Consider the following 11571-nt stretch of genomic DNA (forward strand, 5'->3'; position numbering starts at 1 on the left):
CACAGACCCCGCCGGAGCCCCATGGAACCCTATAATCCCCCGCGAGAGCCCTGGCTGCATATCCTCTATCAGGACGCGCACATCATGGTGGTGAACAAACCCAGCGGTTTACTGTCGGTCCCCGGTCGCGCTGAGGAGCATCGGGACAGCGTAATGTCCCGTATTCTGGCGGAATTTCCACTGGCGCAAAGCGTGCACCGGCTGGATATGGCCACCAGCGGCGTGATTGTCGTGGCGTTGACCAAAGCGGCGGAACGGGAGCTCAAACGGCAGTTTCGCGAACGGGAACCGAAGAAAAGCTATATCGCCAGGGTATGGGGACATCCGGCGTTGCCTGAAGGCCTGGTGGATTTGCCGCTGATCTGCGACTGGCCGAACCGGCCCATGCAAAAGGTGTGCTTTGACACCGGCAAGGCGGCGCAAACGCATTACCGGGTATTGTCCTGTGAAGACGACGGGACGGCCCGGGTATTGCTGATGCCCGTTACCGGCCGCTCACATCAGCTGCGGGTGCATATGCTGGCGCTGGGACATCCCATACTCGGCGATGGCTTTTACGCACCGCCCGAGGTCAAGGCCTTGTCAGACCGCCTGCTGCTCCATGCACAGGAACTCTCCATCACCCACCCGGCCTTTCACACGCCTATTCATTTCCGCTGCGAAGCGGATTTCTAACAAACCGCCCCACAGCGCGGTAGGCCCGCGATCATCGATCGCGCAACGAGCCTGTTAAAGGGAGACCGCTTTTACCAAGGTTCTCAGCGAAAACCCTTTTCCTGCTTGATCAAATCATACGCCGATTGTATTTCCTGGGTCTTCTGCTTGGCCATCTCCATCATTTCCGGCGGCAGGCCCTTGGCCACCAGCTTATCCGGATGATGTTCGCTCATCAGCTTGCGATAGGCGCGCTTAATGGTCACGGCATCATCGGTGCTGTGCACCCCAAGCACCTTGCAGGCATCCTCAAGGGTAGGACCTGGCCGGGCGCCGGGCTGGTAACCGCCCTGGGAATAGTGCCCGCCCTGACCGCCGAACTGCTGGCCGCCTTCCATCATGCTGAGAAACTGATCGAACTGCATGCGGGAAATACCCAGCTCTTCGGCAATAACATACAACACCTGCCGCTCGTTAGGATGCAGCGAACCATCGGCGAACGCCGCCTGAATCTGAATTTCCAGAAACATCCGCACCAGATCGAACCGACCGAAACACACCTGCCGGAACTCCCGCAAGGATTCCCGCAACGGGAACTGACTGCCCTTGCCTTCGCGAAAAGCCTGCTGCGCGGCGACCTTAGACTGCTCATCCAGACGCAAACGCTCCATCAACGCATTGGCATTGAGTATATCCGCTTCGGTTACCCGTCCCTTGGACTTGGTTAAATGCCCCATGACCTGAAACGTAGTACGGAAAAAAACGTTCTGCCTGGTTTGCTGATCGGCGAAGAAACCCGGACCGGCGGTTCTGGCCATTCGGGCCTTATCCACCATATGACCGATTAAAAAGCCTAATACCACGCCCCAAAAGCCGGCTCCGGAAAGAAAACCCACTATTACGCCCAACAGCTTACCCCAATACCGCATATACTCCTCAATTCACCATGCCGTCGGTTCAAATTTGCTTTATCATACCTGTCATTTATCGCTGTGCCTAACGGTGCGCGGATAAACGGCGGGATTTAACACTAGCGCAACTCCGGTGAGTGAGTTAGTCTCTGACCGTTTGACGGCATGAAGCCCAAGATGACGGAACACCCGAAAAGCATATGAAGAAAAGTTTCCCTACATTGCTGGCCAGCCTGATCTGGTCGGCGCTTTATAGCCAGAATGCCCTGGCTGATTTCGCCGATCAGTGCCTGCTGGGCGTGCCTGAATACACCAAGCCGCTGGTCACCGGTAATCCGAACCAGCTGCCGGTGCATATCCAGGCGGACCATGCCCAGGCTAATTATCCAGCCAACGCCACCTTTACCGGCAATGTGGATATACAGCAGGGCAACAGCACCCTGACCGCCAAGCAGGCCGAGCTGGATCAAAAACAGACCGGCCAGGAAGCGCCGGTGCGCACCGTGACCGCCACCGGCGACGTGCATTTCAACGATAATCAAATCAAGTTGAACGGGCCGAAGGCCTTTTCAAACCTGAACACCAAAGATACCGACGTCTATCAGGGCGACTATCAGATGGTGGGCCGGCAAGGCCGCGGCGACGCCGACACGATGAAAATGCGCGGCAATAATCGCTATACGGTGTTGGAGAACGGCACCTTTACCTCCTGCCTGCCCGGCAACGACAGCTGGAGCGTCAAGGGTTCGGAAGTCATCCATGACCGCCAGGAGCAAGTGGCGGAAATATACAATGCCCGCTTTCGCATCGGCGGCGTTCCGGTTTTTTACAGCCCTTACATGCAATTCCCCACCGGGGATAAACGGCGGTCCGGCTTCCTATTGCCCAATGCAAAATACGGCAGCAAGAACGGCTTTGAATTTTCCGCGCCCTATTACTTCAATCTGGCGCCCAACTACGACGACACCCTTACGCCGAATTACATGAGCAAGCGCGGACTGCAATTGCAAAACGAGTTCCGCTACCTCACCACGCCCGGCGCGGGCCTGGTGCAATTCGACTATCTGCCCAACGATTCTGAATACAGCGACGATCACCCCGGCGACGGCAGCAGCGACCGCTGGCTGTTATATTGGCGGCACAACGGGGTCATGGATGATGTCTGGCGTTTCAACGTCGATTATACCCGGGTCAGCGATCCCTATTACTTCGACGATCTGACCTCGCAGTACGGCTCCACCACCGACGGCTACGCCACGCAGAAATTCAGCGTCGGCTATGCGGATCCCAACTGGGAAGTGACGCTGGCCAGCAAACAGTTCCAGCTTTTTTCCGATTACGGCAACAGCAGCTCCTATCGCGCCGCGCCGCAGCTGGACGTGACCTATTACCAGAATGACGTCGGCCCGTTCGATACCAAGATTTACGGCCAGGCAGTCAATTTCACCAGCGCCAACGGCGACAATCCCAATGCCACGCGGCTGCATATCGAACCCACCATCGATTTGCCGCTATCCAACCGCTGGGGCAGCCTGAATACCGAAGCCAAGGTGATGGCGACCCATTACCAGCAGGATAACCTTGAAGACTGGAACAACACCGCGGGCAATAACCAGCTGCAAGGCACGGTGAACCGGGTCCTGCCGCAGTTCAAGACCGACGGCAGAATGGTCTTTGAACGGAGTATGGACTGGTCGCAAGATTATACCCAAACGCTGGAGCCGCGGCTGCAATACCTCTATGTGCCCTACCGCAACCAGAGCGATATCAATCTTTACGACTCCACGCTGCTGCAAACCGATTATTCCGGTTTGTTCCGCGATCGCAGCTACAGCGGCCTGGATCGTATCGCTTCGGCCAACCAGCTGGCGGGAGGTGTCACTACCCGCATTTATGATGATGCATTGGTTGAACGTTTTAATGCTTCCCTAGGTCAAATCTACTACTTCACGAAACCGCGCACCGGCGATACCAACAGCAGCCTGGACAACGACGCCGAAACCGGCAGCGTGGTCTGGGCCGGCGACACCTACTGGAAGATAAGCGATCAGTGGGCCGTGCGCGGCGGCGTGCAGTATGATACCCGCCTGGACAGCGTCGCCCTGGGGGATGCGGTCCTGGAGTATCGCCGGGACGAAAACCGGATGATCCAATTGAACTACCGTTATGCCAGCCCCGAATATATCGAGGCGACGTTGCCTCAAGTGACCAGTCCGGGTTACCAGCAGGGTATTTCACAGATCGGCACCATCGGCAGCTGGCCGATTGCGGATCGCTGGTCAGTTGTGGGGGCCTATTATTACGACACCAAGGCAAGCCAGCCCGCGGAACAGTTCCTGGGACTGCAGTACAATACCTGTTGCTGGGCGGTGAATGTCGGCTACGAACGAAAGATTACCAGTTGGAACAGTACCAATAGCACCAGCGTTTATGACGACGGCGTGTCGTTAAACATAGAACTGCGCGGTTTGACCAGCGATTACGGTCTGGGTACGAGAAAGATGCTGGGCTCCGGCATCATTCCCTATCAACGGGCGTTTTGATACTGAATCAAACGGGCAAACATTGAACATGAATCCGCGAATGCGGCTGATAGAAATGGAAAAGGTATGAAAAACTGGAGAACGGTTATTCTCGGCATGGCCCTCTTTGCTGGCAGCGCGTTTGCAGCCCCGCAAGTGGTGGATAGAGTGGCGGCCGTGGTGGATAACAGCGTTGTTCTCGAAAGTGATGTGGATGGACTGCTGGACTCCGTCAAGCGCAACGCCGCGGATGCCCATCAACAGCTTCCCGACGATGCGACCCTGCGCCGCCAGATTATCGATCGCCTGATCATGGACAATATCATTCTGTCATTGGCGCAGCGGGCCAATATTACCGTAACGGAAGATCAGCTGACGCAGTCCATCAGCCATATCGCTGAACAAAACCACATGACGCTGGATCAGTTGCGCAGCCGTCTGGCGGATCAGGGCATCAGCTACGACACCTATCGTAAGCAAATCCGCAAAGAGATGCTGATTGCCGAAGTGCGTAACAGCGAGGTGCGCCGCCGGGTAACCATCCTGCCGCAGGAAGTGGATTCCCTGGCGCAGCAAATTGCCGCGCAAACCGGTAACGGCGCCGACTACAATTTAAGCCATATCCTGATCCCGCTGCCGGAGAACCCATCCCAGGCGCAGGTGGATAAAGCGGAAGCCCTGGCGAATTCCCTGGTGGCGCAGCTCAATAAAGGCGCCGATTTCGGTAAAATGGCCATCAGCTACTCCTCCGATCCCCAGGCGCTCAAAGGCGGCCAGATGGGCTGGGGCAAGCTGCAAGAGTTGCCGACCATCTTTGCTGAACGGTTGCAGTCAGCCCCCAAAGGGGCAATCGTCGGGCCCATTCGTTCCGGGGTCGGTTTCCATATCCTGCGGGTTAATGATATTCGCGGCGGCGATCAGAAAGTACAGGTTACCGAAGTCCACGTCCGGCACATTCTGCTGCGCCCGTCGGTGGTATTGACCGATCAGCAGGCCCAGGACAAGCTGAACGATGTCCTGGCGCAAATCAAAAGCGGCAAAGCCGATTTCGCCGCCGTGGCTAAACAGATTTCCCAGGACCCCGGCTCCGCCAACCAGGGCGGCGACCTGGGCTGGACCTCTCCTGACTCCTACGATCCCGCTTTCCGTGACGCGCTGGCCTCCCTTAAAAAAGGCCAGATCAGCTCGCCGGTGCGCTCCTCTTTCGGTTGGCATTTGATTCAACTGCTGGATACGCGCCAGGTTGACCGCACCGACGCGGCCAAGAAAGATCAGGCCTACCGCCTGCTGTTCAACCGTAAATTCGCCGAAGAGGCGCAGACCTGGATGCAGGAACAGCGCGCCGCCGCTTACGTCAAAATCCTGGATGACAATGGCGGCAACGGTGACAATGGCAGCAACGGTGATAATGGACAGTAATGCTCGGCTGGTGATAACGCCCGGCGAACCCGCCGGCATCGGTCCGGATTTGATGGCCGTGCTGGCGCAGCAGGCCTGGCCGGTGGAGCTGGTGGTGTGCGCCGACCCGGCGGTTCTGGCGGACCGGGCCCGGCAGCTCGGTTTACCCTTGCGATTGAATCCTTACCGTCCGGAGCTGCCGGCCGCTTCGCAGCCGGCCGGCACCCTGACCGTGCTGGCGGTGGACGCTCCGGTCCCGATAAGGGCGGGTCAGCTGGACGTGGGCAACAGCGCTTATGTGGTGAAAACCCTGGCCCGGGCCTGCGATGGCTGCCTGAACGGCGAATTCGCGGCACTGCTCACCGGTCCGGTGCATAAAGGCATTATCAACGACGGCGGCCTGCCCTTTACCGGCCATACCGAGTTCTTCGCCGATCGCAGCCAGTGCCAGCGCGTGGTGATGATGCTGGCCACCGAATCGCTGCGGGTGGCGCTGGCCACCACGCATTTGCCCCTGTCGGCGGTGGCCGGCGCCATAACCCGCGAATCCCTGCGGGAAGTCATCACCATCCTCGACCATGATTTGCGCCGCCGGTTCGGTATTCCCCGGCCGAGGATCTATGTGTGCGGCCTCAATCCCCACGCCGGGGAAGGCGGCCATATGGGCCGGGAAGAAATAGACACCCTGATCCCGGCGCTGGATGCGCTGCGGGCCGAAGGACTCGATCTGGTGGGTCCATTGCCCGCCGATACCCTTTTCCAGCCCAAATACCTCCGGCATGCCGATGCGGTGCTGGCGATGTATCACGACCAAGGGTTGCCGGTATTGAAATATCAGGGCTTCGGCCGTGCGGTTAACATCACCCTGGGATTACCTTTTATTCGTACCTCCGTCGATCACGGCACCGCCCTGGAACTGGCCGGCACTGGTCAGGCGGAGGCCGGCAGCATCAAGACGGCGCTTAATCTCGCCATAAAAATGATAAATAATTGTAATGGATAAACGTCTTCATCAAGGCCATCTCGCCCGTAAACGCTTCGGGCAGAATTTTCTCCACGACGGCAATATCATCGATGCCATCGTCTCCGCCATTCATCCCTTGCCGGACCAGGCGCTGGTGGAAATCGGCCCCGGTCTCGGCGCATTGACCGAACCGGTGGCGGAGCGGCTGACACAGTTGACGGTCATTGAACTGGACCGTGATTTAGCCGCCAGGCTTGCAACGCACCCTTTTATGCAGAGCAAGCTGACCATTCTGCAACAGGACGCCATGACCGTGGATTTCGCCGCCCTGGCTCAGCAGCTGGGCCAGCCGTTGCGGGTGTTCGGTAACCTGCCTTACAATATCTCCACGCCGCTGATGTTCCATCTTTTCAGCTATACTCAGGCAATCCGCGACATGCATTTCATGTTGCAAAAGGAAGTGGTGAACCGTCTGGTAGCTGGACCGGACAGTAAGGCCTATGGTCGTTTGAGCGTCATGGCGCAATACTATTGCCAGATCATACCGGTATTGGAAGTTCCGCCGACCTCTTTCAGACCGGCGCCGAAGGTGGACTCGGCCATGGTGCGCCTGGTGCCTTACAGCCAATTGCCCCACCCGGTCAGCGATTTGCAGGTATTGGCCCGGATTACCAGTCAGGCGTTTAACCAGCGCAGGAAAACCGTTCGCAACAGCCTTGGACATCTCTTTACCCAGGCGCAGCTGACGGAGCTGGGGATCGATCCGGTCATGCGCGCTGAAAATATTACCGTGGCGCAGTACTGCCACCTGGCGAACTGGCTGGCGGACCACCCATCGCAACAAGAATGATAGGAGTCAGGCTGTATGATTAATTCGCCGCGCGTTTGCGTGCAGGTTCAAAGTATGTACGTCGAGACACAATCCATCCCGGAAGAGGAGCGTTATGTCTTCGCCTACACTATTACCGTGCGTAATCTCGGTCGGCATAATGTACAGCTGGTGGGCCGTTACTGGCTCATTACCAATTCCAACGGTAAAGAAACCGAAGTCCAGGGGGAAGGGGTGGTGGGTGAACAGCCGCTTATCCTGCCGGGCAATGAGTTTCAATATACCAGCGGGGCTATCCTTGAAACGCCGCTCGGCACCATGGAAGGCCATTACGAAATGCTGGATCATCAGGGGCAGTCCTTCCGTATTGCCATTCCCGTCTTCCGTTTAGCGATACCATCACTAATACACTAACTATGTCGACTTATTTAATCGGTGATATACACGGCTGCTTTGAGGAGCTGAAGCTACTTTTGTCCCAGGTGGATTTTAATCCTGCCCGGGACCAGTTATGGCTGACCGGAGATTTGGTGGCCCGGGGGCCGGCTTCCCTGGAGGTCATGCGATATGTCAGGGATCTGGGGGACTGCGTGCGGCTGGTGCTGGGCAATCATGATTTGCATTTGCTGGCGGTATACGCCGGCATCAGCCGCAACAAGCCCAAGGACCGCATCACGCCGCTGCTGGAAGCGCCGGATGCCGATGTGTTGATCAACTGGCTGCGCCGCCAGCCGGTGCTGCAGGTGGATGAGGAAAAAAAGCTGGTGATGGCCCACGCCGGCATTACGCCGCAGTGGGATTTGGCCACCGCCCGCATGTGCGCCCGCGAAGTGGAAGCGGTGCTGTCCAGCGATAGCTACCCCCTGTTTCTCGATTCCATGTACGGCGACATGCCGAACAACTGGTCTCCTGAGCTTACCGGCCTGTCTCGGCTGCGTTTTTGCACCAACGCCTTTACCCGGATGCGTTTTTGTTTTCCCAACGGCCAGTTGGACATGATAAGCAAAGATGCGCCGGATCGCGCCCCCCCTCCCCTGCGCCCCTGGTTTTTGTTGCCCGGACCGGTGGCGCAAGAGTACGGCATTGTTTTCGGCCATTGGGCCTCGCTGGAAGGAAAAGGCACTCCGGAGGGTATTTATGCCCTGGATACCGGCTGCTGCTGGGGCGGCGAATTAACCATGCTGCGCTGGGAAGATAAGCAGTATTTCCGGCAACCGTCCAACCGCCGGGGTGAAAGCGGCATTGAAGCAATGCCGGTGGAATAATGCCGGCAGGCGAAATCTACTCATTTTTTTATTAGCTTTTTATTTTATTAGATATTACCACTCCCCAATAAACGTATCATGCAGCCAGGGTTATTGGCGGGGGCACAACCCTCAACGGACAAAACCAGATGTCGGCTACGATACAGTCCTCCGGGGCTGTAATGCCTTTTAGAAAGGACTCAAATATGAATAATGCGATTGTGAATGAAGCATTTGTCAAAACTGTTGCCCAAGATAAAACCATACCGGCGTTACTTACCTCATTAGGCAAATACTTTACCAGAGGCTATAACGCCGCGTTGTCCCCTCGAAACGAACACAGCCAGTCTACTGCCGCCGTCCAACCGCCATTAAAGAACGCCGAAGAAATGGCCGCACTCGCGCAATCCATTAAAGCCCAAATGACTGCGTGCGCGAAAAGCCTGTGTGGGGGTTTATCGACTCTTGAACCGCTAATACGTTATTTAGAAGATGATAGCAGGGAGATTTCCTATGATAATATTGAATATCTTATTAATGAACGGATTGAAGGGGCTAAAAAGCACAACTTTTTAAGAGCGCTGATTACCGATCTCTATCTTTGTTCTACATCCGAAAATGGCGATGAATATAATAAAACGTTAGCGCTCAATACCTTACAAAAAGAGCTTTGCGGCCATCCATTTAAGAGCTTTGGCGATCTTAATCCACAGCGGCACGGCAATGTTTTCAGTACCGCCGAAGGTAGAGAAGCGTTTAGAACGCAGATATTGAAAATTCTGAAGGATTTGAAAGACGACTGGCATTACACCGCGGCTAAAGCTGAACAACATAATTAAACCCGATCATTTCACAAATATTCCCGAGGCCAGGCTTACATGGTTTCGGGAATATTCATCCGCTAGCATTGTTTCGGCAATATCTTATTAAAATCCTTTTTATTAAAAAAACTGCGTTCTTTGCATCTCTTTCTGTGCCTGAATCGCAGAAAGCCATCCTCCACGGCGCGGTACCCTGGCACGCGTGTGGATAAATATTCAGCCGGCGACAGGGACTCAGCCGGCCTAGCAAGAAAAGCTAACGCCGCTCCAGAATTTCAAAACAGAAACTGTGGCTGTTCTTGTCGTCGGCATCGTGGAATTCACTGAAGGTGGATTGCCATTGATCCGGCTCGTAATCGGGAAAGTAGGTGTCGCCGTCGATTTCCGCGTCGATATGGGTCAGGTATAATCGCTGAGCGCGGGGCAGGAACTGCTGATAAATATTCCCCCCGCCGATTACCATGACTTCCTCCGCCTCGCCGGCGGCAGCCAGGGCGTCTGATGCCGATGCCGCCCAGATGACCCCATCGTCGGCGGCGGGATGGCGGCTGAGCACGATATTCCGGCGGCCCGGCAAAGGCTGTCCAAGGGATTCATAGGTCTTGCGGCCCATGATGATCGGTTTATTCAGGGTGTTTCGTTTGAACCATGCCAGATCGGCGGGCAGGTGCCAGGGCATGGCGTTTTCAAGGCCAATCACGCGATCTACCGCCAGGGCGGCAATCAGACTGATAATCATATAAACTCTTACCGGCTATAAAATTGCTGCCACTATACGGAAACTACAAACTGCCGTCGATAGGGCCGCCCCACTCCACCGGCAAAATTCGGAAAGCGCCTATCCTGCCGGGTTAGGGGTCTCACACGCCCGGGCGTTTGCGGTAAAGCCATAGTCCCGGTAAAGAGAGGCCGATGGACAGGGCGCCCACAATAAACCCCGCTTTGAGAAACTGCGTTACCAGCGTCGACATCAGCGCCTCGCTATAGCCCAGATGGGAAATCTGCACCGCCGCCACCATGGCGCTGTAAGCGGAAATACCGGGAAACATCGGAATGACCGCCGCCACCGTAAAGACTTTGGGATGGGCCAGCAGCCAGCGAGACCAGTGGATACCGATCACACCGATTAAAATAGAGGACAGCAGGGTGGCCCACTCAATGTTCAGGCCATAGTGTATCATCAGCGTGCGCGAGCCATGGCCGATGGCTCCCAGCAGGGCGCAATAACGCAGCGCCTTGGCCGGTACATTGAACACCATGGCGAACCCCAGGGCCGGCACGGCGGCCAATACCATGTCCTCCAGCAACGCCAGCAGCAGATTCATGCCCACCCCTTGAAATCCCATACCGCCATCGCCAGGACGATACCGATACAGATAGAGAGCGTCAGCAGGCTGGCCATGGTCCAGCGCGCCAAACCGGTGTTGATATGGCCTTTGAACATATCCGCCACCGCATTGATCAACGGAAAGCCCGGCACCAGCAGCAGAACGCTCGCGGGCATCGCCACCAGCGACGTGTCGTGGAATGCCGGCAAACGCATTAACAAACCCGAAGCGGAGGTGGCGACAAACGCGGTGATGCAAAAATTAATCAGAGGGTTCATTTGCCGCGCGGTCAGCAGTTGACGGACATACATGGCCAGGCCGCTGGCGCACAGGGTGACGGCGAACGCATCCCAGCCGCCGCCGTTGAGCCGGCTAAAGCAGCCGCAGGATAAACCGACCACACAGACCATCAGCCAGCGCGGATAACGCAGCGGCCGAATATTGCCCAGCCGCTTGGCCACATCCTCCGCATCCAGTAAATGGTGCTCAACCATGATGACGATATGCTGCACCTGGGTGACGACATGCATATTGATGCCGCGATCGTTATTTTTACGGGTTGACGTCAGGCAAAAGTCTTTGTTGATGGTGGTGAGCACCACGGCATTGGCGGAAATGGAGCTTTCCACGCGCTCTACTCCCAGCGCCAGCCCCAGCCGGGTGGATAGCTGCTCCACCAGCATGCTTTCAGCGCCATGCTGCAGCAATAATATCGCGCACTCGATACAGAGCCGGGTAATAACCCGCTGGTGGTCCTCTGACATTTCCTTAACCGTTGCCATGCCCTGCCATACCCCGAGTGCCTAAGCCCAAAGATGCTGTTTAATAACACGTAAAAAATCCGTCAGCAAGCCTTTGTTAGGACGACAATCAGGACCGCATTCCAGGACAGACCCGCCC

At 56.4% G+C, this 11571-nt stretch carries 12 protein-coding genes; 8 read left to right on the top strand and 4 right to left on the bottom strand.

All coding sequences use genetic code 11. The features are described 5' to 3' along the window. The first annotated feature begins 21 nt into the window (after positions 1 to 21). A complete protein-coding gene (rluA, locus tag ACL2XO_RS22490; protein WP_132925929.1) occupies positions 22 to 675 on the top strand; it encodes a bifunctional tRNA pseudouridine(32) synthase/23S rRNA pseudouridine(746) synthase RluA in 654 nt (217 codons plus the stop codon). Between the two features lie 83 nt (positions 676 to 758). On the opposite strand, the gene djlA is transcribed toward rluA, so the two are convergent. Continuing rightward, positions 759 to 1583, bottom strand: a complete 825-nt coding sequence (gene djlA, locus ACL2XO_RS22495; RefSeq protein WP_132925927.1) for a co-chaperone DjlA — start codon at positions 1581 to 1583, stop codon at positions 759 to 761. 182 nt (positions 1584 to 1765) lie between these two features. Here djlA and lptD point away from each other — a divergent pair, with 182 nt between their 5' ends. The 7 genes from lptD (at position 1766) to ACL2XO_RS22530 (ending at position 9361) form a co-directional block, all read left to right on the top strand. Next, positions 1766 to 4108, top strand: a complete 2343-nt coding sequence (lptD, locus tag ACL2XO_RS22500; RefSeq protein WP_413725492.1) for an LPS assembly protein LptD — start codon at positions 1766 to 1768, stop codon at positions 4106 to 4108. A 66-nt stretch (positions 4109 to 4174) separates the two neighbouring features. Beyond that, on the top strand, positions 4175 to 5506 hold the full coding sequence (gene surA, locus ACL2XO_RS22505) for a peptidylprolyl isomerase SurA (protein ID WP_413725493.1): 1332 nt from the start codon (positions 4175 to 4177) through the stop codon (positions 5504 to 5506). Continuing rightward, positions 5496 to 6488: a 4-hydroxythreonine-4-phosphate dehydrogenase PdxA gene (gene pdxA / locus ACL2XO_RS22510; protein WP_132928010.1), complete on the top strand. Its 993-nt coding sequence runs from the start codon at positions 5496 to 5498 to the stop codon at positions 6486 to 6488. Before surA ends, pdxA begins: the two co-directional genes overlap by 11 nt. After that, entirely contained in the window at positions 6481 to 7299 is an 819-nt protein-coding gene (rsmA, locus tag ACL2XO_RS22515) for a 16S rRNA (adenine(1518)-N(6)/adenine(1519)-N(6))-dimethyltransferase RsmA (protein ID WP_413741560.1), read from the top strand. Before pdxA ends, rsmA begins: the two co-directional genes overlap by 8 nt. A 15-nt stretch (positions 7300 to 7314) precedes the next feature. Beyond that, a complete protein-coding gene (gene apaG / locus ACL2XO_RS22520) occupies positions 7315 to 7692 on the top strand; it encodes a Co2+/Mg2+ efflux protein ApaG (RefSeq protein WP_132925919.1) in 378 nt (125 codons plus the stop codon). A 2-nt stretch (positions 7693 to 7694) separates the two neighbouring features. Continuing rightward, positions 7695 to 8543: a bis(5'-nucleosyl)-tetraphosphatase (symmetrical) ApaH gene (apaH, locus tag ACL2XO_RS22525; protein ID WP_413725494.1), complete on the top strand. Its 849-nt coding sequence runs from the start codon at positions 7695 to 7697 to the stop codon at positions 8541 to 8543. Positions 8544 to 8728: 185 nt separating this feature from the next. After that, on the top strand, positions 8729 to 9361 hold the full coding sequence (locus ACL2XO_RS22530; protein WP_413741561.1) for a hypothetical protein: 633 nt from the start codon (positions 8729 to 8731) through the stop codon (positions 9359 to 9361). A 238-nt stretch (positions 9362 to 9599) separates the two neighbouring features. On the opposite strand, the gene folA is transcribed toward ACL2XO_RS22530, so the two are convergent. The 3 genes from folA to ACL2XO_RS22545 all read right to left on the bottom strand — a co-directional run bounded on the left by folA (position 9600) and on the right by ACL2XO_RS22545 (position 11435). Continuing rightward, positions 9600 to 10082 (bottom strand): type 3 dihydrofolate reductase, encoded by a 483-nt coding sequence (gene folA / locus ACL2XO_RS22535; protein ID WP_132925913.1) that lies wholly within the window; start codon positions 10080 to 10082, stop codon positions 9600 to 9602. 121 nt (positions 10083 to 10203) lie between these two features. After that, positions 10204 to 10668, bottom strand: coding sequence for a threonine/serine exporter (locus tag ACL2XO_RS22540; RefSeq protein ID WP_165934301.1), 465 nt, complete (start codon positions 10666 to 10668; stop codon positions 10204 to 10206). Next, positions 10665 to 11435 (bottom strand): threonine/serine ThrE exporter family protein, encoded by a 771-nt coding sequence (locus ACL2XO_RS22545; protein ID WP_413741562.1) that lies wholly within the window; start codon positions 11433 to 11435, stop codon positions 10665 to 10667. Before ACL2XO_RS22545 ends, ACL2XO_RS22540 begins: the two co-directional genes overlap by 4 nt. Between the last annotated feature and the right edge of the window lie 136 nt (positions 11436 to 11571).

Origin of the sequence: Sodalis sp. RH15, assembly GCF_047324255.1 — a bacterium.
GTDB lineage: Bacteria > Pseudomonadota > Gammaproteobacteria > Enterobacterales > Enterobacteriaceae > Acerihabitans > Acerihabitans ligni.